The sequence below is a fragment of the Chitinophagaceae bacterium genome (genome assembly GCA_007695095.1).
In the GTDB taxonomy this organism is placed as follows: domain Bacteria; phylum Bacteroidota; class Bacteroidia; order Chitinophagales; family REEL01; genus REEL01.
Window position 1 is genome coordinate 1 of the sequence record REEL01000068.1, and the last position, 23,113, is coordinate 23,113.

Sequence of the window (23,113 nt, forward strand, 5' to 3'; positions counted from 1 at the left end):
GTGGCTATGTCATTATCTCTTTGCTGAGTTGTTAATCTGGGTAATAAAAATCCCTGTGTTGTACTTTCCAATTCAAAAACTGCGGAAGGGTCAACCACGGAAGCATTGTCTCCAACTTTCACTTGAGACATTAATGAACTGGATATTAAAAGTAATGGAAAAAGTAGTATGAAAAAGTATTTAAAAATCATCATCATTGTATTTTCTGTGTAAGTAAATTTTTATCTCAAATTTAGTTTTTAAGTTTGGTGAAATAAAAAGTAAATTAGTTCTATTATTACATTAAAATCTAAAAAAAGTCAGTTAACTTTTTGAATCAACTAACTTTTAAAATGCTAATTTTAAACAAGCAATACCTTTCTAACCGCAAAATGCATCCCAGTCATTCCCGTTAAAAATTTCAACACAATTTGTATCAGTATTGAAAATTAACAGACCTTCAGGAACAGGAGTGACTATATTATCTCTTTGAGTAGTAGTCAATCGGGGTAATAAAACTCCTTTGCTTGTACTTTCAACTTCGAATATGGCAGAAGGGTGAACAGCGGAAACAGTATTATCTTCACTAACCTTAACACTTTGTGCTTGAGTTGAAAAGAACACTGTAAAAACAAGAAATGTTACTAAAAATATATGTTTCATGATTAAATTTTTTATTGAAAATGAATACAAAATTAAAATGCTCTGATGGCTCTTACACCCATTAGGCCGGTTTTAGCTGTGCCAAAAGTAGTTTCAGCACCACTAATTAAATTTCTACCATAAGCTTGTGTTGCAGATCTTTGAGAAGAGCTCCAGTATGTTACATTTCTAAAGCCTCCTTGATTTGATGCACCTCCACCAATAGTATTATACATTAAAGTAAGTTCATCACGAGAAGGTAAATACCATCCTTCATAAACTATACCATTTAGTATAAAAAAGTAATCATTAGCCCATCTGGCTGCTATATCCGGTTCACTGCAAGCAGAAACTATATTTTGTGTATTTGAGGCCCCTGTACCAAAATCATCACTTGTAGCCACAGAAGTCCCTGAACACCCCCAGGGAGCATTTGGATCAACAGGTGAGGTGCCATTCCAGTCACTTGGTGCAGCTTCTAAGCCTCCTCCATTTCCATCACAATAAAAAATAATACCACCGGATGGTCCGGTATCTCCAATAACGCATTGAGGTGCTCCATCACAAAGATTTATCCACTCAGTTCCATTATAAATTTCTGTACAAAAAATGTCTGTATTATAAATCATTAAACCGGCCGTAGGTGATGTGATATTTGCTTTATCCATTTCACTCATGCGCGGCAAAAGCATACCTTGCTCTGAACTTTCCATTTCAAAAATGGCATTTTGATCTATATTTTGAACATCTCCGCCTATTTTTACCTGACTAAATGCAGAAGTAGTCATTACATTTATAAAGACAAGTAATATTAAAATTTTAGTTATTTTCATGGTAGTTTATTTTTCTGTTAATAAGTAAATGTTCTGATTGGTCTAACCCGAGCCTGATTCGTTGAATTTTTTTGAGGTCCACTAAATGAAGCAGGTATAGCATTTGTAACCGGATTTTGCATCCAAGCCCTTTGAGCGGTTCTGTGCGTTGAACTAAAGTAATTATTACTTGAAAATAAACCGGGTAACGAAGCAGAACCTATATTAACACTTAGTTCATTGAGCTCAAGTCTGGACGGCATATACCAATCATCTATTGTTTGTCCGTTGAAGATTACACTATAGTTGTCACACAAAACAGCAGCAGGAAAAGTGCTTGATGTGGTGTTATGTAAATCTACAAGTATGGCAGTATTATTGGCTCCTTCAAATAAATCATCCTGCGTTGTTGTTACAGAAACATTTGGTGTAGACCAAGTCGTAAAAGGGTCTGTTGTACTTAAACCATCCCATCCGGGTTGCGCAGCTTCTAAACCAACACCCAAAACATCATCACAGTAAAAGATAATTCCACCACCCGGTCCGGTTTCTCCAATTTGGCAAACAAAACCTGTTGGGCAATTATCAGTTATAGCATTTAAAGTCGTCACATCAGAAATACCGCATTCGTTAAAAGCCCAAACATAAAGTGTGTATGCAGTTTCACAAACTAAACCTTCACTCAAAAATTCATTGGTATATACAATCCCTTCTAGTTGATCCAAGTCGTTTACACTTGCATACAAATAACCGTTTGCTCCACTTACTGCACCCCAATTCCATGTTATTTCCTCTAAGTCTGTTCCGTGAACTCCTTCAATAGGAGAATCGGGGTTAGGTACTGATGCGCAAGGGTCTTGTGAACATAAATTAATCCAGGCAGTACCATTAAATACTTCCAAACAATCACTGTCAGTATTAAAAATAATCAATCCCGCCGTGATAGGAGGTACCATAGCATCCCTTTCAGATTCGCTAAGACGGGGTAGTAAAAAACCTTTATCTGAACTTTCCATTTCAAATATAGCCGCCGGATTTACCACACTTGGATTATCTCCAACCTTCACTTGTGCCGACAACAAACTAATGTTGAAAATGCATAATATTGGTAAAAAATAAATTAATCTTTTCATATTGTAATATTTTATCTATTAATTGTTAGTCTTGAATACTTTTTCTTAAATTGCTTCTGTTTTATGCTGTAGTACTATAAAGAATTGGTCATAACTTTCCTGGAAAACACCAAAATGATTTAAAATATAACCTGCATTATTTTACTTCTCAATATCCTATAAATTGTTAGATTCTTCATGTAAATTAGTTTATTGCAATTAAAAAGCTCTGATAGCTCTTACTCCCATCATTCCTGTCTTTGCAGTACCAAAAGTAGTTTCAGCCCCGGTTATTAAATTCCTTCCATAAGCTTGATTAGCTGTTCTCTGAGATGAACTCCAGTATGTTACATTTCTGAAGCCGCCTTGGTTTGTTGAGCCGCCTATATTATTAAATATTAGGGTCAACTCGTCTCTGGAAGGCAAATACCAATCATTAAATACATTGCCATTCTCTATTAAAATATAATCATTGCACCATCTGGCTGCAATATTAGGTTCCATACAGGCATTAACTATCATAGTTGTATTCGACTGCCCTGTACCAAAAGCTTCACCGGTAGCTATACTAACTCCGGAGCAACCCCAGGGGGCATTTGGATCAACTGGGGTATTCGGATTTGCCTGATCATTCCAGTCAGAAGAAGCAACTTCAAGTCCACCCCCGTTTTGATCACAATAAAAAACTATCCCTCCGGCAGGACCGGCTTTCCCTATTTCACACTGAAAAGGAGGACATGATTCTGTAGAAGCACTTAAAGTAAGTACATCAGAGAAACCACAATCATTCTGAGCCCATAAATAGACAGTATAATTTTCGTCACATTCTAAACCGGAATATAAAAAACTTGTGTCAGTACCAATATTAACAGCAGAATCTATATTATTTACAAAACTGTAAAAATAAGAGGATACATTTGAATCAATACTCCAACTCCAAAATATTGAGTCTTCCCAAGTGATCGTATTCTCTAATACAGGGATATCAGGTGCATCTGCAACCATAACATATTTTGTGTTTGTATAAAATTCAGCCGGTTCACATAATGGATCTGTTATTTTTAATCTATAATAAATATTGTTCATTGGGGCAACTGATGCAGTTAGTTGATCCGCTCCGTTTATATCAGACCAAATTATGCTATCGGGTGAAGATTGCCATTGAAGATCTCCATTAATAAAGTTTATACCTTCCAGTGTTAAGGTAGTTCCGCTACAAATAATAGTTTCAGCATGTACTGAAAATCTAAACAATGAAATTAAAATAAATAATGCAGTTAAGTTTGTTACTTTTTTCATACTATGTTTTATCTAATTATTAATTTTTGATTAACTGTTAAATCTTTATGATTAACTGTCAAAAAATAAACTCCTGTTATTAATACTTTTACATCAAGAATTAATGAATTATTATCTGAAGTGAAATTGTATTCTTGATTAAAAACCTTTTGACCGGTAATATTGAATATTTCAATGTTTACTAATCCGGAAAATTGCTTGTTCAGAAAAATTTGAATAATCCCATTAGAAGGGTTGGGGTAAATCTCTAGCTTCAAATTTTCAGTATTTTTCACATCATTTATTACTTCACAAGATGGTATCTCAAATGTTAATACTGCACCTGCTTTACAGATAATATGAATAAAAAACAAAAAGAATACAATGTATATAGCTTTCATAATTACACAAAAAATTAGTTATAAAAAAAATTTAACAAAACAATAATTTACTTCAGTTTGTCAATCCGAAGATACAATTGAACTAAACAAAAATCAATTCAAAATAAAGACAATTATTACATAACTTTTGAGTAAGCATATCTGAAAAGTCAATATTTTTAAGCTTTTAATAAAAGCAAATAATTACATCACAAACTTTATATAAATTCATTTTTTCTATCTTTGGTATAATTTTTCAACATGCAAATTTTAAAACAAATTTAACATGAAAGCTTCCGAAGAGTTGTTTCAGCTTATTAATGCACTTACTAAATCTGAAAAAAGGTATGTTTTAGTTTACATTAAAAATCATGCTTACAAAGAATACAATTCTTACTTCATTTTAATAGACTTGATTTCTAAACAAGAAAGCTATGATGAAGTAGAAATTAAAAACTACCTGGAGAAAAAGAAATTTAAGAAAATTTTGAGCCATTTTGCTGTTTTTAAAAAAAGGCTTTATGATTTAATAATGAAAGGTGTCAGAAGCTTTGGTGCCGATCAAAATATTGAAAATAAAGTATTAAATGCATTACAAGACATTAATTTTTTATACGAAAGAAACTTGCTGAAACAAGCTGAAAAAATCCTTTTAAAAACAAAAGAATTAGCTCTTAGATATGAGAAATATCCTGAATTAATTGCTTTATATCGCTATGAAAAAATGTTACAAAGTGCCAAACCTTATTCAGAAAAAGTTTTTGAATCTGATAAAGAATTGAAAAAAAATGAAAATAATGTATTAGATAAAATAAAAGAAATAAATCATCAATGGTTTTTAATGATTGAAATGAATTATTTAAGACACAAAGATGGTTTAGCGAGAAATGAAGAAAACTTTAAAAAAAGAGAAGATGTTATTCATTCAGAAATTGAGCGGAATGTAGACTTATCAGATAATTTCAGAGCCAGTGCATTTTGGCACACAACTAAAATGGTGTATTATGCTTCTAAACATGATTTGGAAAACTCATTGGCAGCCATAAAAGAAGGGTTAGCCTACATGGAAGAAAGTATGATACAAATCTTAGAAAAACCCATGCCTTATATAAGCAGGCAACACCATTTTATCTCTATTGCCAGGCATATGGAAAATAAAGAAGAGGAAATTGAACAAATGCTAAATAAAATTGACAATTTCATTCGTAAGCTTCCGATAGAACAAAATGAAAATAAGTTAATAAAAGTTAAAGAGTTGCAACTTCAGTATAAAACTGAAATTGAAATCAAAAAAGGAGAATTTAGAAACGCATTAAATTTCATTGATCAATATGAAAAGCTCTCAAAAAACAAACATGCCAATTCTCACATAACAAAAATATTTATTTTAAATAAACTCAGACTTATATCTCTCATAGGTACTGAAGACTATGATAAAGCATTGGATATTATAGCTATTTTGCTTGAAAATAAAGATAAATTACCTATAGATACTTTTTCTCTCGTCATAATTCTCGACTTAATCTGTCATTTTGAACTTGGTAATATCAGGCTGCTCGAATATAAAGTTAAATCTGCCTATAGATACCTTTACAAGAGAAATCATCTGCATAAATTTGAAAAAGTACTTTTGAACTTTATTGGAGAAAATATTAAAAACTCTAATAACAAGAGAGAAACAGCAGCATTTTTTCATTCTCTCAGGGAAGAATTGCTTAAATTAAGAGAAGAATCTTTTGAATTCAAATACATGGAAGACTTCGATTTTATTTCATGGTTAAACAGTAAAATTAACAATGAATCTTTTTCTGAAGTCGTTAAAAGACAATACAATTCTCATAAAAACACATAAGTTTAATTAAGTAGTTTGCAATTTCATAAGAGCTTCATTTAACAACTTTAATTTCTGAGAAATAAAGCAGTCTGTCAAATTGTCACTCACTTTTTTTTCTTATCTTTGCAGTAAAACTTAGAAATGCAAAAAGAAGATTCTATATACGGCGGGATAACCAATCAAATGCCGGAAGAAAGGCAAGGGGAAGCTTTAAAGAGCTTGGAAACGAAAGAGCATTCCGAATTAAACGGAAAAAAATTTTATATTGAAAGCTACGGTTGTCAGATGAATTTCAGTGACAGCGAGATTGTCGCTTCAATTTTAGCGGAATCAGGTTTTTCACTTTCAGAAACGCATGAAAATGCAGATCTTATTTTTATTAACACCTGTGCTATCAGAGAAAATGCAGAACAAAGAGTAAGAAATAGGCTTAAACAGTTTGAAGTACTGAAAAAAAATAAGCCGGGTACCCTGATTGGAGTACTGGGTTGTATGGCTGAAAGGTTAAAAGACAAGTTGCTGGAACAGGAGAAACTTGTAGATATGGTTATAGGTCCGGATGCTTACCGAAAGCTACCGGAATTAATTGAAGAAGCCGAGACCGGCCAAAAAGCAGTAAATGTACTTTTATCCAGAGAGGAGACCTATGCTGAAATTAGTCCGGTAAGACTATCCAGCAATGGAATTTCAGCTTTTATATCTATCATGAGAGGCTGTGACAATATGTGCTCGTTCTGTGTAGTCCCTTTTACCCGAGGACGCGAAAGAAGCAGAGACCCCTACTCTATCGAACAAGAAGCTAAAGATTTGTTTGACAGAGGCTACAGAGAAGTCACTTTATTAGGCCAAAATGTTGATTCATACACACATAAAGATGAAAACGGAAATATTTTATTCACCTTTGCAAATTTGCTGGAATTAGTAGCAAAAGTACATCCTGATTTAAGGGTTCGTTTTTCTACATCCCACCCTAAAGACATGACCAATGAAGTTTTGGAGACCATGGCTAAGTATAAAAATATTTGCAACTATATTCATCTTCCTGTCCAATCCGGCAATTCCAGAGTTTTAGAAATGATGAATAGAACCTACGACAGAGAGTGGTATCTTGAAAGAGTTGATGCTATTAAAAGAATTGTACCGGACTGCGGCATATCAACTGATGTTATATGTGGATTTTGTTCTGAAACAGAAGAAGAGCATAGAGATACATTAAGCATAATGGAGTTTGTAAAATATGATTTTGCATACATGTTTTTTTACTCCGAAAGACCGGGAACCCTTGCAGCCAGGAGATACAAGGATGATGTACCGGAAGAAGTTAAAAAAAGAAGATTACAAGAGGTGATTTCATTACAGCGCAGACTATCATTAATTAGTAATGAAAATGATATAGGTAAAACATTTGAAGTTTTAGTGGAAAGTGTTTCTAAAAGATCTGATGAACACGTTCAGGGGCGAAACAGCCAGAATAAAGTTATCATTTTCCCTAAGGAAAACTACAAACCGGGTGATTATGTAATGGTTAAGGTAGAAGAGTGTACTTCAGCGACTTTGCTGGGCAAGGCTGTTTAAATTATTGAAAAATTAGTAAAAAGTTATCAATGGATATTCAATCCGTTAAACAAAGGTTTGGGATAATTGGGAATAATCCGGCATTAAACAATGCTTTGTCAACAGCCATTCGTGTAGCCAACACTGATTTAAGTGTGTTAATTACCGGTGAAAGTGGTGTGGGAAAAGAAGTTTTTAGCAAAATTTTACATCAGCTAAGTGCCCGAAAACATAATCCATTTATAGCTGTAAATTGCGGAGCTATTCCGGAGGGAACCATAGATTCTGAATTATTTGGTCATGAAAAAGGTTCTTTTACCGGTGCGCACGACTCCAGAAAAGGCTATTTTGAACAGGTAAACAATGGCACTATTTTTCTTGATGAAATCGGAGAAATGCCTATAGCTACTCAATCCAGACTACTCCGGGTTTTAGAGTCGGGAGAATTTATGAAAGTTGGTTCATCAAAAACAATTAAAACAGATGTACGTGTAATTGCTGCAACAAATGTCAACCTATGGGATGCCATTCAAAAGGGGAAATTTAGAGAAGACCTTTTTTACAGACTAAATACCGTACCCATTAATGTTCCTGCTCTAAAAGAAAGAAAGGAGGATATTCCCCTTCTTTTCAGAAAGTTTGTAGTGGACTTTGCAGAAAGAAATCACACCGAAATAATTAAACTAAATCCGGAAGCTGTAAATTTATTACAAAGCTATCCTTGGCCCGGAAATATTCGGGAATTAAAAAACCTTGCAGAGCAGCTTACCATACTTTCTCCAGAGAAAAACATCTCTCCCGAAATTCTAAAACAATTTCTACCAAAAGAAAATTTAAACCGCTTACCGGCCGTTTATCAATCAGAATATGGAAACAAAAATGACTTTTCGGAAAGAGAGTTACTATATAAACTTTTCTTTGATTTAAAAAAAGACATCAACGACATTAAGCAATATCTTTTTCAGTTCAATAATGACAGTTATCTTTCAGATTCGGATAATAAAATTAATAAAGAAGAAGAATATCCTTCATATATCAAAGATGAAGTTTCAAAAAATGATTTTAAACCTTCGCCTATCCCATTAGAAGATAAAAGAAAAGAAGAATACGAAACTGAAGGCACTGACACCCACGAAACTATAGACGCGACACTTTCCATTGCTGAAATGGAAAAAGATATGATTGAAAAAGCATTAAAGATTAATAAAGGTAAACGAAAAAGGGCTGCTGAAGACTTAGGTATTTCTGAGAGAACACTTTACAGAAAAATTAAAGAGTATAACCTAAACAATATTTAAATGACCCGGTATTTATTCAATATACTAAAAACTAGAAACAAAAACATTTTTCTGTTTCTTCTTCTTACAATTGTATTGAGTAGTTGTGGTGCATATTCATTTACGGGTGCATCTATCCCTCCTAATATTAAAACTATTAGAATTTCAAGCTTTCCGAATCAATCAACCGGAGGACCCGGTAACTTAAGTCAGGTATTTTCTGAACAATTCAGAAACAAAATTATAAGAGAAACAAATCTGAGTTTAGTGAATCAAAATGCAGATATAGAGTTTAACGGAGCAATAACCAATTATTCAGTTCAGGGACTTTCGCCAACTGCAGGTCAAACAACAGCTCTGAACAGACTTTCCGTTAGTGTAAGAGTAGAATATGTGGATTTTCAAAATGAAAAAAACAGCTGGAATCAAAACTTTACCAGATATGCTGATTTTGATAGTTCCCAGTCACTTAGTGATGTCGAAGAAAATTTAGTTTCTGAGATTAATCAGCAATTGGTAGATGATATTTTTAACCGGGCATTTGCAAATTGGTAATATGAAAAACATCAGTCCTGCTGACATACTAAAAGATAATAGTCTTCTGAATGATATTTCAGTAGCAAATCTGGATAATTGGATAAAAGACTATCCGTATGCATCTTTATTGCATAGTATTCGTATTAAAAAATACTTTTTAGATAATCATCCCGATAAGGAAACTGTATTATTGAATTTTAGTGCACACATTCCTCAACGGGATATTCTGGCAGATTTTTTAAAAAAAGAAATACAAGTTAAAACAGCACTGCCTGAAAAAAAGGTAACCCCGAAAAAAACACAAAAAGAAAAAGTCCCAAAAAAGGAAGTTGATTCAAATATTAAAGAAACCGAGCAAAATAAAACAGCTATATCAACAGTTACTAAAACTGAAAAAGAAAAGCCCAAAAAAAGAAAAACTAAAATAACTGTAAAAAAAGATGCAACAGTAAACAATCAAAAAACTGAAACGCAAAATAAAAGTTTTCAAGGATGGTTAAAAGCGTTTTCAGAAGAAAAAGGAATTAAGAAATCAATAAAAAAAGAGAAAGAGAAACCGGATTTATCAAACTTCACTATTACCAAACCCTTACCGGGACTTGAAGAAATAACAAAATTAGGTATAGAGGGCATGAAGTCCGAAAAAAAATCCAAGCAAACTACAGCTATCAATTTAGATGCACTTGCAGATAAAAGTATAAAGCTATTAGACGATCATATAACTGAAACTTATGCCGGTTTACTGGCTAAACAAAATAAAATAGACAAAGCAATTGAAGCTTATCATAAATTAAGTTTGAAATTTCCTGAAAAAAGTAGTTATTTTGCAAAAATTATAAACGACTTAAAAAATAAATAAACAATGTATATATTACTTACCATTTTGATTCTGATAATTTGTGTAATACTCATTTTGATAGTATTAATTCAAAACCCGAAAGGTGGAGGATTAAGTGCTTCTTTCGGCGGATTTGGAAATCAGGTACTGGGAGCCAGACAAACTACAGACTTTCTGGAAAAAGCCACATGGACATTAGCCATTGTATTGCTTGTATTTAGTTTATCTTCAGGTTTTTTTATACCGGACAGAGGACAAACTATTGATAGAAGTGAATTGGAAGGAAGAACTTTACAAACTCCAATACCAATGGAAAATCAAAACATACCTCCAACTGAATTTGGTGGTGACGAATAGTTTTAAATAAATATTAAAAAAAGAGGCTGCCTAATCAGACAGCCTCTTTTTTTTTACCAAAAATATTTCTAACTAAAATCTAAGCGATAATGAAAGCATGAAATTTCTTCCCGCCTGTGGAAAATAGCCATCAGCTAAAACCATCATTTCATTGTCAACCAGCCCTTTATAAATCCAAGCATTAGGGACATATTTTTCATCAAACAAATTGTTTAGTTTAAAACTGAATCGTATTTCCCTAAAAAATAAATCTTTTAAACTATATTGAATAAGCAGGTCATTTACAAAATAAGGGTCTAAACTTCTGTCTTCGCTACCCGTATTGTCCAGATATTGTCTGCCTACATACTTCCCAATTACTTCTATCCAAAGATTCTCTATAGGCTCAAAAATCAAACTCGTTCCGGCTATAATATCCGGCGAAAAAGCAATAGGAGTATTCTCATAAGTTCTGCTATCCATTCCTATCCAATTGAAGTCTCCATCATATACATCATAAAACTCTTCAAACTCTTCAATTATATTTTTGCTGAATGTAAAGTTAGAACGCCATTTTAACCAATCCAGTAACTGCCAGTTCTTCTGAAGCTCAATACCTGATCTGTAACTTGTTGGTATATTCGTTCTTGTAAAACCACCAACATCATTAATTTCACCGGTCAGAACTAGTTGGTTTCTGTAGTACATCATATACGTATTCGCTCCAAGTGAAAAATTATTTTTCCTAAGCTCATAACCCAACTCTACATTATGCAAACTTTCATGAAGTGGGCGACTCTCCGGTGAAGAATCTCTGAAGTCCCTTCTTACGGGCTCCCTGTTGCTCATGCCATAAAATAAATAAAAGCGATGACCGGAAGATGGCTGAAAGTTAATTCCGGCTTTCGGATTTATAAAGTTATATGTAGCCTCCTGCGGAAGATCTAAAACATCTCCGTCAGAAATTTCCGGACCTTCAAATTCATATCCTATATAACGATATTGCACATCTCCAAATAAGCTCCATTTATTGGACAATCTGTATTGAGCTTTTGTATAAAAATTAGCTTCCGTTTTTACAGCATCATTTTCATAGTATCTGTGAACATCCTCTAAATTACCGGTAGGTCTTGTCCAGATTACTTCTCCAAAGTGATCGCCATTATAGATATTAAAAGCTCCACCCATAGTGACATTCCAACGGCTGAAATCATCATAAATTAAGGAAAAAGTAGTGCCGTAAAAATGATTATCCAACCATCTTCTTCTAACTAAATCTGTTCTTTCCAAGGTATCGTTTTCAAAAATTATCGGCTCCATACCATAGTTCGATAATCTGTCATTATTTCTGAATTGCTCATAATAACCACGACCATAAGTATAGTGTAGGCTTAAATTTCCGGTCCAATTTGGATTAAACTGCCTTGATGCATGCAACTGAAAATGATCTTGTTGATAGTTATCCGTTTCATTATCATAATAAGCTATTTCTCCTTCAGGATTCACATATTCTCCTCCCGGATTGTAAGTGCGGTTAGTCTCAAGCGAATCTGAGGGCACACCATACCAGGCCTGATATGTTTTTTCATTACCGGCAAAATGCACCAATCTGACAAGGCTGTTTTCTCCATGATAAGCACCTGATACATAATAAGACCATAAGTCTGAACTAGCTCTGTCAATATACCCATCAGAATTTATAAAAGATAATCTGCCATCAAAAGACCACCTGTCATTAATAAGACCTGAACCGATTTTTAGACTATGGCGCCATGTATTAAAACTACCAAAACCATTATCCAGCTCTGCATAAAAATCTTTGTTTAACGTATTTGTCTGCAGGTTAATAGTTGCTCCAAAAGCACCGGCACCATGAGAAGAAGTTCCAACACCTCTTTGAATTTGAATATTCTCTGTTGAAGCAGCAATATCAGGCATATTAACCCAAAAAACACCGTGAGACTCAGAGTCATTCACCGGAATACCATTTATAGTTACATTAATTCTAGTTATGTCACTGCCCCGAATAGTCAGCCCGGTATATCCAACACCGGCACCTGCATCAGAATTAACAACTACTGAGGGAGTCTGATCCAGTAAAAAAGGTAAATCAACACCTATATTCTTTCGGTCAATTTCTTCCCTTTCCATATTTGTAAACGTTGCCGGAGTTTCAGAACCGGCTCGGATTGCGCTCACCAGTACTTCGTCAGCCATATGGCTTACTCTTTCCATTAAAAAATTTAGTTCTACATCATTTAAAACTTCAATTTCTCTCACCAGAGTTTCAAAACCTACATAAGTAATTCTTAAGGTATACTTACCCTCCGGAAGATTTTTAAAAGCAAAAATACCATCTCGATTCGTTGCTACAGCAAGATTTCTGGGACCTTGAAGCTGAACATTTGCCCCCGGAAGTGGCTCTTCCTTTTCAGGCTCCATGATTTTTCCCCGTAACTCATTGGCAGTCAACTGAAAACTGGAGCAAATCATTAGGAAAATTAATAAAAAAACTGTTCCTTTTTTCATAATAAAAATTTTAATTTAAATAAACTTACCGTCGGGGCTGACAGTAAAACAATTCCCTACGCCGGCATTACCCGAATCAGGTTTAAGGGTATAATCTCAGCGCTGCAAATAAGCAGGCACCCCTATGAGATATCAAAAATTAAAAGGCAGATATTATAACTGAGTTAGATGTTCTTAAATCCCTACGCCGGCATTACCCGAATCAGGTTTAAGGGTATAATCTCAGTCCGCACGGACACCCCTTTTAAGTTTTTGCAAAGTTATAAACATTCGTAACTTAAAGAAAGTTTAGCCCTCTTTTTAAAAAAATTACTTAAAAAACCACCTTACAAACTGAATCTGAAAGGCAAATTTACTATATTAGCAATTAACAAAAAATTGAGATATGCTTTTAAAAAATTTATTATTTATCATTGCTGTTTTTGGAATAGTATTTTTAACCGCTTGTAGCGAAAATGGTCAGCAAGCAGAAGACAGGGATAGGCAACAACCTGCTGAAACTGATCAAACCCTTACTGAAACAGAACCCCAAACTGAAGTTACTGAAGAGGAAATGGATCCTTTTGAAGAAGAAAGAGCTGAGATTATTGAAGAAATCAGAGAAGAGTATATTGCTCTGGAAGAACGTATTGAATCAGCAGAAGAACTATTGGCGGCTTTAGATGAGACCGTGCAAGAAACATATTCAGCAAATATAACCTGGTTGCAAACTACAATGAGATACATAAGTGACAGAAAAAGTACTTTGCAAACTGCAACTGAAGATGGTTTTGAAAACATAAAAGCAGATATAGATGAACAAATGTATCAAGTTGAAGAATACTTGGGTCAACTTGAGGATGCTTTAGACCAACAGATTTAGGCAATTAATATAACAATTCATGAAAAAATCTTTTTTAACACAGACATTTTTTCTGTGTTTAACCTTTATTTACTTTCAAGGAAATGCTCAATGCCCTGACGGGCGGTTCTATGACAAGATTTTTGATTTGAAAAGCAGTTTTCCATCTGAAATTACATATGGTCAAAACGTTGATTATCAGGGAAGTAGTCAGAATTTAAGAATGAGAGTTTTCGAACCTGATAATGATCCGGCTGTAAGCCGACCTTTAATCATACTGGCACATGGAGGAAGTTTTTTAACCGGAGCTAAAGAAAGTCCTGACATTTTAACCCTTTGTTCTGAATTTGCTCAAAGAGGTTATGTGACGGCAACTATTTCTTATCGCTTAGGTGCAGAAGAAGTTGACTCCTCTAACATGATGGCAGCAGTAATACGTGGAGTTCATGATGCAAGAGCTGCTGTCCGATACTTTTATAAAGATGCCCGCACAATTAATGAATTTAGAATTGATACTAATCAAATTTTTATGGGTGGTGTGTCTGCCGGTGCATTCATTGGCTTACATCTTGGCTATATGACTGACACTTCAATTATAGATGGGTTTATTATGGACGTTATAAATGATTTAGGTGGAATTGAAGGAAATAGCGGAAATGAAGGATATTCTTCAAATATAAAGGGAGTAATCAATTTATGCGGTGCAATAGGTGACACTAGTTGGATAAAGGCTGACGGCCCAATTTGCGTGAGTATGCATGGAACTGAAGACGGTACAGTCCCATATGGAACTGATATGATTAGAGTTTCAGGAAATGACATATTAGTTGTAGATGGTAGTCACAGCATACAACAAAAATTTAATGAATTAGGAATTGCAAGTGAATTTTATACTTTTAATGGGGCAGATCATGTACCTTTTGTAAACCCCTTACCTCCCCCATTAAGCGATGGTCCACTATATATGGATACAACTATAAAATTTATCAGGGACTTCCTTGTGGTGCATACCGATTGCCCGGAAGTATTAAGTAATATAACTGAAAATAAAAGGTTCCCTGAAATTTCAATTTATCCTAATCCCGTGAATTCTATACTTAATATTGAAGGAAGTTCAGATGCTCCATATACTCTTTTATTACACGATTTAATGGGAAGAGTTGTATTTTCAGAGGAAAATATTTCCCTTTCTTATCACTTAGATGTGAGTGAATTTAAACCGGGTTATTACCTTTTAAGCCTGAAGAATAAAGAAAATTCACAATTTTCAATAAAAGAAAGAGTTTTTATAACACACTAAAAAATATAAATTATGGATAAGAAAAAAGTAGCTGTATTATTATCGGGTTGTGGTGTTTATGATGGTTCTGAAATACATGAATCTGTATTAACACTCCTGGCTCTTGAAGAAAGAAATATTGATTACCTATGTATTGCACCGGATACAGATCAGCACCATGTGATTAATCATCTTAATGGTGACGAAATGAAAGAAAGTAGAAATGTGTTGATTGAATCGGCAAGAATTGCCCGGGGGGATATAAAATCTGTCACTGATGTTTCATCAGCTGATTTTGATGCTATCGTGCTTCCAGGCGGATTTGGAACAGCAAAAAATATTACAAAATGGGCATTTTCAGGCCCCGATGGAGATATTAACAAAGATGTTAAAAGCCTAATCAATAATTTTATTTCTGAACAAAAACCTGTAGTAGCACTTTGTATGTCACCAACTACCGTGGCTAAAGCACTGGAAGGAAGTGATAAACATGCTGAATTAACGGTAGGTACAACTTCAGCAAACTCACCATACGAAATAGAAGCTATAAGTCAGGGTATGGAAAAAACCGGGGCTAAATCAGTTTATAAAACTGTTGATGAAATTGCTTTTGACCAAAAAAATAAGATTATTACTACACCATGCTATATGATGGAAGCAAATATTCTTGAAATCAATACCGGAATTAAAAAAGCCATTGACAAATTAGTAGAAATTCTGTAAAAAGAATTTTTTGACAGAACTTAAAAGACCGGAAATATTTTCCGGTCTTTTTTTATAAATTATAAATCGATGAAAACTTCTCTTTTGCATATTGCATAAAATAATCAAAATCAAGTGGTTTTCCCGTTATTCGCTCACATAATTCATCTGCCTGATAGCGCTGTCCATGACGATGCACATTTTTATTTAACCATTCCAGTAAGGGAATTAAATTACCTGTTTTAATATTTTTATCAAATTCCGGTAATTCCTCTTTAGCATGAGCATAAAATTGTGCTGCAAAAAAACTACCTAAACTGTAAGTGGGAAAATAACCAAAACTACCATGCGACCAGTGAATATCCTGCAATACGCCTTCATTATCATTTTTTATATCGATATTCAGGTATTGTTTATACATTTCATTCCAAACTTCAGATAAATCTTTTGAGTCTAATTCTCCGTGAATCAATTTCTTTTCAATCTCATAGCGTATCATTATATGAAGATGATAGGTCAATTCGTCAGCCTCTGTCCTGATGGGCGAAGGTTCAACCCTGTTAATCGCTTTATAAAAATCATCCTGACTGACACCTCCAAAACTATCCTTAAATAGACTTTGTAGTTTCGGGTAATTATGACTCCAAAATTCTGAACTTCTTCCTAAATTATTTTCATACAATCTGGATTGAGACTCATGGATTCCAAGTGAAACGGACTTACCCATTGGTAATCCGAAGAATTCTTCTCTAAGACCTTGTTCATAAAGCCCGTGCCCACATTCATGAAGACAGCTCCAAAGCATAAAGTAAAAATTTGTTTCATCTACTCTTGTTGTTATTCTTACATCAGAAGGATTCATAGAGCTTGAAAAAGGATGAACAGACAAGTCCTGTCTTCCCTTGTCAAAATTAAATCCACATTGCTTAATCAATTCCAAACCGAAATCCCATTGCTTTTGAAATGGAAAATTGCCATACATAAATGCATTTTCAGGTTTAGGTTTGTTTGCAATTTCTTTTAGAAAAGGATTTAATTTGTTTTTTACATCTGTAAAAACAACGTCGAGCTTTGCGGTTGTCATTCCCTCTTCATATTCATTCAACAAAGCATCATAAGGTTTATCAGCATATCCCAATATTTCTGTTTCCTCCCTGCGTAAATCTAAAATTGATTTTAAAGAATTCGAAAATAATTGATACTTTTTCTCAGATCGTGCTTCTATCCACGCCCGGTAAGCCTCACTTACCAATTTACTCTCCCGAACTACAAAATCCTTCGTATACTTCTTTGTTTTATTAAAGTTCTGAAAGCTTTTTTCAACATTAAACTTTTGTTCAGGTTTCAATTCCGCTCGTGATTCATATAAGCTCTTTAATAAATCCCCATATCTATCTGCCGTTTTCCAGTCATATTTTAAGCCGGACAGCATCCCCAATTGATTAGCTCTAAAAGTTGCACCATCTTTTGGCATGTGAGTTTCCTGGTCCCAACGCAACAATGAAATGGATGAATCTAATTCCTGTATTTTTAGTGCATGTTCACAATATTCCTTATAATATTTATCTACTTTTGACATCTGTATTTTTTAAGAAGTTTTTAGAATTTTAAAAAAGTGAAATATAGCATTTTTCAAGCTATTCTACTTAAGATTTACAGCTTTATATACAAAAAAGTTTATTTATGGATTATTTAAATCGGGATGATGCTTTTTTTATGAATGAAGCATTGAAACAAGCTTTTATAGCCGAAAGCGAAGATGAGGTACCGGTGGGTGCGGTAATAGTGCATGGGAATAAGATTATTGCCAAAGCCTACAATCAGGTAGAAAGATTAAAAGATGTCACAGCACATGCTGAGATGCTTGCTATTACAGCTGCCTCTAATTTTCTTGGTAGTAAATATTTAACGGATTGCAAAATGTATGTTACACTTGAACCATGTTTAATGTGTGCAACTGCTATCTTCTGGTCTAAATTAGAACAAACCATATATGGAGCAGCAGATAACAAAAAAGGATTTTCTACCGTGAGCACTAATTTTCAAGAAAATGAAAAGATAAAATTTTTAGAAAATAATGCTTGTGCAGAAATACTTAAAGACTTTTTCAAAAAGAAGAGAAATATCTAAAAATAACTAAACTATTTTCTACATTAATTGGTTACTTTATTGAACATTATATTTTTAACATAAAACAATTATACTATGGCTTTTACATTACCAAATTTACCCTATGATTTTGGCGCATTAGAACCTCATATTGACAAAGCAACCATGGAAATTCATCATGGAAAACATCATGCTGCCTATGTCAGTAAATTAAATGATGCAATTAAAGGTACTGAATTAGAAAATCAAGATATCGAAGAAATTCTTAAAAACATTTCTAAGCACAGTGCTGCAGTGAGAAATAATGGTGGAGGGCACTACAACCACGACCTTTTTTGGAAAATTCTTAGTCCGGATGGTGGAAGTCCTACAGGAAGATTAAAAGATGAAATAAACAGTTCTTTTGGTTCATTTGATAAAATGAAAGAAGAATTTAACAATGCAGCAGCCACTCGCTTTGGTTCTGGTTGGGCATGGCTGGTTGTAAGCAACGGCAAGCTAAAAATAGGTTCTACCCCTAATCAGGATAATCCATTAATGGATATATCTGAAATTAAAGGTACTCCAATCCTGGGACTTGATGTTTGGGAGCATGCTTACTACTTAAACTATCAAAATAAAAGACCTGATTACATTTCTGCATTTTGGAATATTGTAAATTGGGATGAAGTAAATAAGCGATTTGAAAATGCTTAATACTTTTATGAACATTTAAAGGAAATGAAGTAATAATCTTCATTTTAAGTTAGTTAAATTTATGCCCGGTAATTAAAATTATCGGGCATTTTTACGATTAGTTTTTTCTAATTTGCAGTATGAATATTGAAAAGTTTAAAAAAATAGCCGGAAACATACCGGAAGATCCTGGAGTTTATAAATTTCTGGATAAAGAGAATAAAATTCTCTATATAGGCAAAGCTAAAAATCTCAATAAAAGAGTTAGTTCATACTTTTTAGATTCTAAAATGCATAGTGCCAGAATTAAACTGCTAATCAAAAAAACGGTTGACATAGATATTGTAGTTGTAGAAACTGAGCAGGATGCTCTTTTACTGGAAAATAGCCTTATCAAAACACTACAACCTAAGTTCAACATACAGTTGAAAGACGACAAGACATATCCGTATATCTGTATAAAAAAAGAAAGATTTCCCAGAATCTTTTTAACCAGAAATAAAATAAATGACGGCTCTATCTATCTCGGGCCCTACTCTTCTGTGAACAGAGTGAAATCACTTCTACAATTAATCAGGCAATTATTCCCAATAAGAACTTGTAACTACAATCTTAGCGAAGAAAATATTAAAAATAAAAAATTCAAAGTCTGTCTTGAATATCATATAGAGAATTGTCTGGGTCCATGTGAAGGTTTACAAAATGAAACAGATTACAATCTGGGTATACAAAATGCTTTAACCATTCTCAAAGGGGAAATTAATCCGGTATTAAATAAACTAGATGAGGAAATGAAAGAATACGCTGTTAATTATGAATTCGAAAAAGCAGAAAAAAACAGGTTAAGAATTGAAAAGCTAAAATCATATCAGGCAAAATCAACTATTGTAAGTCCTAAAATAGATAATCTGGATGTATTCTCATTTGTAATGCATGAAAAAAATATGTTTATTCACTACATGCAAGTCAAAAAAGGAAGTATAGTTTCCAATAAAACAATTGAGTTAAAACAAAGTCTTGAAGAGGATAAACAAGAATTGCTAAATTTTGCAGTGAATTATATTTTATCGGAAAAGAAAAACCCTACAAAAGAAATCATAGTTCCTTTAGCCGTCAAAACTATAGATGAAAATATAAAAATTACTATACCAAAAATCGGAGATAAAAAAAATCTTTTAGAGTTAGCATATAAAAATGCTTTGTTTGCAAAAAATGAAAGAATTCTCAGAAAGAATAATCTAAAAATTGGTAAAGTAAGAGACCTTGAAAAGTTAGAGAAAATAAAAAAAGATTTATTGATGACTAAGATTCCATATAAAATGGAATGTATAGATATCTCTACTTTTCAGGGAAAACAAACCGTTGGTTCAGTAGTAGTTTTTGAAAATGGCAAGCCCTGTAAATCTGAATACAGAAAGTTTACCATTAAATCTTTTGAAGGTTCTAATGATTTTAAAGGCATTTACGAGGTCGTTAAGAGAAGATATAGTCGTTTGGTAGAAGAAGACAAGGAGTTGCCTCAATTGCTTATTATAGATGGCGGAAAAGGTCAGTTAAGGTTTGCATTAGATGCATTGACAGAGATAGGGATAACTGAAAAAATTCATCTTATTTCTATTGCAAAAAAATTAGAAGAAATTTACTTTCCCGGAGATCAGTATCCATTGCATATAGATAAGAAATCTGAGACATTGAAAATCATTCAACAACTGAGAAACGAAGCACATAGATTTGCGATTACATTTCACAGAGAAAAGAGAAATAAAGTTACGCTCAATAATGAGTTAGAATCAATAAAAGGTATTGGACCTTCTACTACGATTAAGCTAATCAAGCACTACAAGTCTGTAAAAAAAATGAGGCAAGCTTCAATTGAAGAACTTGCCTCATTAATAGGTTTAGATAAAGCTAAAACTATCTATTCTTTTCTTAATAACTCCAAAGATCCTGTTCAAAGTTGAAAATCTTTTCTTTAATACGATCAGATTCTAAAATAGCATCTACGCCGGTAGCATAGTCAACCACTCGTCTGTCGTGAACATTCACTTCTTTAATAATAAAGCTATCAAAATATCTCATTTCAAATATATCTTCAAATGAAAGTCTAACAGCATAGTTTCCTTCATTAAAAGCGTCATATTTTGCTAAAACATCTCTTGCATCCGGATAATATACCCAAAACATAACTTCATCACCTCTGATATTACCTTGTTCATCCACATTTTGAATAATTGGAGCAATTCCAATAATTCTTACTATCATCGTAGAAGTTTGTTTATCAAATATCCAGTCTTCCTTCAAACGAATTTTAATAACTGATTCGGGGTTAAACTCATTTACAACTACTTCCTGCGTTTCTTCCAGTGTAACCGGATCTACTACCCAAATTGTATCTGTACCTGCACCAATATCCTGTACTTCCTGAGATGTCATAACATCAGTGAAACGGTCATCCATTGCACTATAAGCAGTTATCTCATTTTCAATAATGTGATCTCTAAGAATATCTACAAAGTATTGATTTGGATAACGAAAATACAAGTTCATTTTTTGACGAGTATCTATTTCTCTCCAAACTCTGTGTTGCCAAAAAACATCAGCTTCTCTAAGATGCGGATAAGCAATTGGAACACGCTCTTGTTGAAGATTTCTGTCATAGGCACCATCTCTTGGAGATGTTTCCATTTGCTGTGCATTTAAATCATTATTTATGATAAAAAGCATTGCAAATACAGTACAGGTTAAAATCGTTTTCTTTAGCATAATCTAATTTTTATTAAATAAGTCTGAATGTAATACCAGGTAACCTTACGGTATTTCCATCTGGACCTCTGGCACGAATATTATCAAAGTAGAACATATCACCGGGACGTGCTCTTTCCATAAATCCTAACATCCTTTGATTAAATTGAGGACCGTTCGCTCTTTCAGTTATAACATCCTGACGAGCTGCTGCATAAATCATTTCAAATCCAACAATCTCGAAACGAACATCAAATTCGAAACTCTCAAGTTCTGCAATTATACCTCTTTGAGCTCTGAATCGAGCTGCCGGCATATTACCACCGGCTTCTCCGGCTATTTTTGCCTGAGGTGTTGGTATTCTTCTTACACGGAATTCCTGAGAACCCATAGTTTGCGTTGAACCATCATCCATTTCAGCTGATACATTCACTGTGGCAGTTCCCGGAGTGTTAACTCTCGCTCTGAAATCGCCATCACTGCCTGCAAGTGTTCCTTGAGATATAGATGCTCTTACTCTATCAGATGGGAAACCAACTACTGAAATAGCTAATGGGTTTTCAACACCAATGTACATAACGTTCATCTTAGTTGGTGATACTACAACACCTCCTTCAGCAACCTGATACTGCCCTTCAAAAGGGAAATAAAGATAGCCTGTGCCGCCCGGTTGTTGTACTCTAACTGCTCCGCTATATTGCTGTACACCTACTCTTTGCGCAGGTACATTAAGCTTACCCATTCCTGCAACAACAGGCAAGGTATCATAACTCCCTTTTATAGGGTTCTGAGTTGTTTCCAAAAAGTTGCCGAAAGTATCTCTTTCCACTATGTCCATATCCAATTCTCCGATATAAACTGTAGGATCCTGAGTCTCACTGGTTGCAGAAACAAAAATATCTGCGGAATATTGACTTCCTGCCAGTACATAACTGGAAGGTGCAATAATTTTTGCTGATAATCTGTCAAAGCGGAAAGTTGAAGCACCAATTTGACTTATTAAATTCTCAAGTAATAATGACTCGGTTTGCTTAGCATCACTTTGAAACTTCGTTAAAATTGTAACTGCCGCTATAACCGGCACCTTTCTAAAGTTGTAAGTTACCCAGTCAGGTTGATCAGTTTCATCCGGATTAAATTCAGTGTTTAATGGTATTTGAGTTTGAAGTATCTGACGATCCTCATCAGAGAAAACAAGAGCCAGATAGTCCTGGATAATCTCTTCAATACGATCTTTTACTTCAAACCCTCTTCGTTGATTCACCATCACCCTTGTGGGTGCATCAACGTGACCAATATTACGAATTTCACCAGCGTCATTAACTCCACCGGAAGCTTCTATCACTTCTTCTTTAACGGCTTCAATGTAATCATAAAATTCTCTTGTAATTTGCTGAGCTTGTTGTGCACGTTCAAAATATTCTCGTGCTCTTTCAGGGTCAGAAGCCATTTGCTGAGCAAATGCATCCATTATAGCATCATTTTTGGTATCTAATGCTGTATTGGTATTTCTGATTCCTTCATGAACGAGTTTGAATGCATTCAAAACTTCAGCAGATACGTTAAGGGCAAGCAGTGCAGTTAATACCAGATACATCATGGTAATCATCTGCTGCCGGGGTTCCTTAGGTATTGACATAATTTATTTTGCTTTTGG

22 protein-coding genes, 1 pseudogene and 2 riboswitches are annotated in these 23,113 nt (G+C 34.0%); of the genes and pseudogenes, 12 read left to right on the forward strand and 11 right to left on the reverse strand.

Annotated features, from left to right (window positions below; all coding sequences use genetic code 11):
* Positions 1-360: 360 nt before the first annotated feature.
* From EA412_02375 to EA412_02395, 5 genes are all read right to left on the reverse strand, one after another.
* Entirely contained in the window at positions 361-642 is a 282-nt protein-coding gene (locus tag EA412_02375; GenBank protein ID TVR81825.1) for a hypothetical protein, read from the reverse strand.
* Between the two features lie 32 nt (positions 643-674).
* Positions 675-1,409 (reverse strand): DUF1566 domain-containing protein, encoded by a 735-nt coding sequence (locus EA412_02380; GenBank protein ID TVR81826.1) that lies wholly within the window; start codon positions 1,407-1,409, stop codon positions 675-677.
* Positions 1,410-1,471: 62 nt separating this feature from the next.
* On the reverse strand, positions 1,472-2,512 hold the full coding sequence (locus tag EA412_02385; GenBank protein ID TVR81827.1) for a hypothetical protein: 1,041 nt from the start codon (positions 2,510-2,512) through the stop codon (positions 1,472-1,474).
* A gap of 252 nt (positions 2,513-2,764) precedes the next feature.
* Positions 2,765-3,844 carry a DUF1566 domain-containing protein gene (locus tag EA412_02390; GenBank protein ID TVR81828.1) on the reverse strand — a complete coding sequence of 360 codons (1,080 nt, stop codon included), beginning with the start codon at positions 3,842-3,844 and terminating at the stop codon, positions 2,765-2,767.
* Positions 3,845-3,852: 8 nt separating this feature from the next.
* Positions 3,853-4,224, reverse strand: a complete 372-nt coding sequence (locus tag EA412_02395; GenBank protein TVR81829.1) for a T9SS C-terminal target domain-containing protein — start codon at positions 4,222-4,224, stop codon at positions 3,853-3,855.
* A 265-nt stretch (positions 4,225-4,489) separates the two neighbouring features.
* Here EA412_02395 and EA412_02400 point away from each other — a divergent pair, with 265 nt between their 5' ends.
* The 4 genes from EA412_02400 (at position 4,490) to EA412_02415 (ending at position 9,423) form a co-directional block, all read left to right on the forward strand.
* On the forward strand, positions 4,490-6,055 hold the full coding sequence (locus tag EA412_02400) for a hypothetical protein (protein ID TVR81830.1): 1,566 nt from the start codon (positions 4,490-4,492) through the stop codon (positions 6,053-6,055).
* A gap of 165 nt (positions 6,056-6,220) precedes the next feature.
* A complete protein-coding gene (gene miaB, locus EA412_02405; GenBank protein TVR81851.1) occupies positions 6,221-7,612 on the forward strand; it encodes a tRNA (N6-isopentenyl adenosine(37)-C2)-methylthiotransferase MiaB in 1,392 nt (463 codons plus the stop codon).
* A 29-nt stretch (positions 7,613-7,641) separates the two neighbouring features.
* Positions 7,642-8,889, forward strand: coding sequence for a sigma-54-dependent Fis family transcriptional regulator (locus tag EA412_02410; protein TVR81831.1), 1,248 nt, complete (start codon positions 7,642-7,644; stop codon positions 8,887-8,889).
* On the forward strand, positions 8,890-9,423 hold the full coding sequence (locus tag EA412_02415) for a hypothetical protein (GenBank protein TVR81832.1): 534 nt from the start codon (positions 8,890-8,892) through the stop codon (positions 9,421-9,423).
* Between the two features lie 195 nt (positions 9,424-9,618).
* Here EA412_02415 and EA412_02420 read toward each other — a convergent pair whose 3' ends face one another.
* Together EA412_02420 and EA412_02425 are read right to left on the reverse strand one after the other, a co-directional pair.
* A complete protein-coding gene (locus tag EA412_02420) occupies positions 9,619-9,813 on the reverse strand; it encodes a hypothetical protein (protein TVR81833.1) in 195 nt (64 codons plus the stop codon).
* Positions 9,779-9,967, reverse strand: a pseudogene (locus EA412_02425) (hypothetical protein). The gene EA412_02420 and the pseudogene EA412_02425 overlap by 35 nt, the downstream one beginning before the upstream one ends.
* Before the next feature lie 69 nt (positions 9,968-10,036).
* Between EA412_02425 and EA412_02430 the strand changes: the two are divergent.
* Together EA412_02430 and secG are read left to right on the forward strand one after the other, a co-directional pair.
* Positions 10,037-10,264 (forward strand): hypothetical protein, encoded by a 228-nt coding sequence (locus tag EA412_02430; GenBank protein TVR81834.1) that lies wholly within the window; start codon positions 10,037-10,039, stop codon positions 10,262-10,264.
* 3 nt (positions 10,265-10,267) lie between these two features.
* Positions 10,268-10,600 carry a preprotein translocase subunit SecG gene (gene secG / locus EA412_02435; protein TVR81835.1) on the forward strand — a complete coding sequence of 111 codons (333 nt, stop codon included), beginning with the start codon at positions 10,268-10,270 and terminating at the stop codon, positions 10,598-10,600.
* Positions 10,601-10,672: 72 nt separating this feature from the next.
* Here secG and EA412_02440 read toward each other — a convergent pair whose 3' ends face one another.
* Positions 10,673-13,108 (reverse strand): TonB-dependent receptor, encoded by a 2,436-nt coding sequence (locus tag EA412_02440; protein ID TVR81836.1) that lies wholly within the window; start codon positions 13,106-13,108, stop codon positions 10,673-10,675.
* A 36-nt stretch (positions 13,109-13,144) separates the two neighbouring features.
* A riboswitch (TPP riboswitch) is annotated at positions 13,145-13,242 on the reverse strand.
* Positions 13,243-13,270: 28 nt separating this feature from the next.
* Positions 13,271-13,361, reverse strand: a riboswitch (TPP riboswitch).
* Positions 13,362-13,493: 132 nt separating this feature from the next.
* Between EA412_02440 and EA412_02445 the strand changes: the two genes are divergently transcribed.
* The 3 genes from EA412_02445 to elbB are packed head-to-tail and all read left to right on the forward strand — an operon-like array spanning position 13,494 to position 15,951.
* Positions 13,494-13,970, forward strand: a complete 477-nt coding sequence (locus tag EA412_02445; protein TVR81837.1) for a hypothetical protein — start codon at positions 13,494-13,496, stop codon at positions 13,968-13,970.
* A gap of 19 nt (positions 13,971-13,989) precedes the next feature.
* Positions 13,990-15,249, forward strand: a complete 1,260-nt coding sequence (locus EA412_02450) for a T9SS C-terminal target domain-containing protein (GenBank protein TVR81838.1) — start codon at positions 13,990-13,992, stop codon at positions 15,247-15,249.
* Positions 15,250-15,261: 12 nt separating this feature from the next.
* Positions 15,262-15,951 (forward strand): isoprenoid biosynthesis protein ElbB, encoded by a 690-nt coding sequence (gene elbB / locus EA412_02455; protein ID TVR81839.1) that lies wholly within the window; start codon positions 15,262-15,264, stop codon positions 15,949-15,951.
* Positions 15,952-16,003: 52 nt separating this feature from the next.
* On the opposite strand, the gene EA412_02460 is transcribed toward elbB, so the two are convergent.
* Positions 16,004-17,509: a carboxypeptidase M32 gene (locus EA412_02460; GenBank protein TVR81840.1), complete on the reverse strand. Its 1,506-nt coding sequence runs from the start codon at positions 17,507-17,509 to the stop codon at positions 16,004-16,006.
* Positions 17,510-17,613: 104 nt separating this feature from the next.
* Here EA412_02460 and EA412_02465 point away from each other — a divergent pair, with 104 nt between their 5' ends.
* The 3 genes from EA412_02465 (at position 17,614) to EA412_02475 (ending at position 20,675) form a co-directional block, all read left to right on the forward strand.
* Positions 17,614-18,060, forward strand: coding sequence for a nucleoside deaminase (locus EA412_02465; GenBank protein ID TVR81841.1), 447 nt, complete (start codon positions 17,614-17,616; stop codon positions 18,058-18,060).
* Positions 18,061-18,135: 75 nt separating this feature from the next.
* Positions 18,136-18,735 carry a superoxide dismutase gene (locus EA412_02470; GenBank protein ID TVR81842.1) on the forward strand — a complete coding sequence of 200 codons (600 nt, stop codon included), beginning with the start codon at positions 18,136-18,138 and terminating at the stop codon, positions 18,733-18,735.
* Positions 18,736-18,854: 119 nt separating this feature from the next.
* Positions 18,855-20,675, forward strand: coding sequence for an excinuclease ABC subunit C (locus EA412_02475; GenBank protein TVR81843.1), 1,821 nt, complete (start codon positions 18,855-18,857; stop codon positions 20,673-20,675).
* Here the strand turns inward: EA412_02475 and gldN are convergent.
* Together gldN and EA412_02485 are read right to left on the reverse strand one after the other, a co-directional pair.
* Positions 20,644-21,477: a gliding motility protein GldN gene (gldN, locus tag EA412_02480; protein ID TVR81844.1), complete on the reverse strand. Its 834-nt coding sequence runs from the start codon at positions 21,475-21,477 to the stop codon at positions 20,644-20,646. The genes EA412_02475 and gldN overlap by 32 nt on opposite strands.
* Positions 21,478-21,490: 13 nt before the next feature.
* Entirely contained in the window at positions 21,491-23,095 is a 1,605-nt protein-coding gene (locus EA412_02485; GenBank protein ID TVR81845.1) for a hypothetical protein, read from the reverse strand.
* Positions 23,096-23,113: the final 18 nt, after the last annotated feature.

Bases quoted from the DNA above. Each gene is read 5' to 3' on its own strand.
- EA412_02470 (TVR81842.1), top strand. From the start codon at position 18,136: ATGGCTTTTACATTACCAAATTTACCCTATGATTTTGGCGCATTAGAA.
- EA412_02450 (TVR81838.1), top strand. From the start codon at position 13,990: ATGAAAAAATCTTTTTTAACACAGACATTTTTTCTGTGTTTAACCTTT.
- miaB (TVR81851.1), top strand. From the start codon at position 6,221: ATGCCGGAAGAAAGGCAAGGGGAAGCTTTAAAGAGCTTGGAAACGAAA.
- EA412_02400 (TVR81830.1), top strand. From the start codon at position 4,490: ATGAAAGCTTCCGAAGAGTTGTTTCAGCTTATTAATGCACTTACTAAA.
- EA412_02460 (TVR81840.1), bottom strand. From the start codon at position 17,509: ATGTCAAAAGTAGATAAATATTATAAGGAATATTGTGAACATGCACTA.
- EA412_02475 (TVR81843.1), top strand. From the start codon at position 18,855: ATGAATATTGAAAAGTTTAAAAAAATAGCCGGAAACATACCGGAAGAT.
- EA412_02485 (TVR81845.1), bottom strand. From the start codon at position 23,095: ATGTCAATACCTAAGGAACCCCGGCAGCAGATGATTACCATGATGTAT.
- EA412_02415 (TVR81832.1), top strand. From the start codon at position 8,890: ATGACCCGGTATTTATTCAATATACTAAAAACTAGAAACAAAAACATT.
- EA412_02465 (TVR81841.1), top strand. From the start codon at position 17,614: ATGGATTATTTAAATCGGGATGATGCTTTTTTTATGAATGAAGCATTG.
- secG (TVR81835.1), top strand. From the start codon at position 10,268: ATGTATATATTACTTACCATTTTGATTCTGATAATTTGTGTAATACTC.
- EA412_02440 (TVR81836.1), bottom strand. From the start codon at position 13,108: ATGAAAAAAGGAACAGTTTTTTTATTAATTTTCCTAATGATTTGCTCC.
- gldN (TVR81844.1), bottom strand. From the start codon at position 21,477: ATGCTAAAGAAAACGATTTTAACCTGTACTGTATTTGCAATGCTTTTT.
- EA412_02430 (TVR81834.1), top strand. From the start codon at position 10,037: ATGAAGTCCGAAAAAAAATCCAAGCAAACTACAGCTATCAATTTAGAT.
- EA412_02390 (TVR81828.1), bottom strand. From the start codon at position 3,844: ATGAAAAAAGTAACAAACTTAACTGCATTATTTATTTTAATTTCATTG.
- EA412_02375 (TVR81825.1), bottom strand. From the start codon at position 642: ATGAAACATATATTTTTAGTAACATTTCTTGTTTTTACAGTGTTCTTT.
- EA412_02380 (TVR81826.1), bottom strand. From the start codon at position 1,409: ATGACTACTTCTGCATTTAGTCAGGTAAAAATAGGCGGAGATGTTCAA.
- EA412_02410 (TVR81831.1), top strand. From the start codon at position 7,642: ATGGATATTCAATCCGTTAAACAAAGGTTTGGGATAATTGGGAATAAT.
- elbB (TVR81839.1), top strand. From the start codon at position 15,262: ATGGATAAGAAAAAAGTAGCTGTATTATTATCGGGTTGTGGTGTTTAT.
- EA412_02445 (TVR81837.1), top strand. From the start codon at position 13,494: ATGCTTTTAAAAAATTTATTATTTATCATTGCTGTTTTTGGAATAGTA.
- EA412_02395 (TVR81829.1), bottom strand. From the start codon at position 4,224: ATGAAAGCTATATACATTGTATTCTTTTTGTTTTTTATTCATATTATC.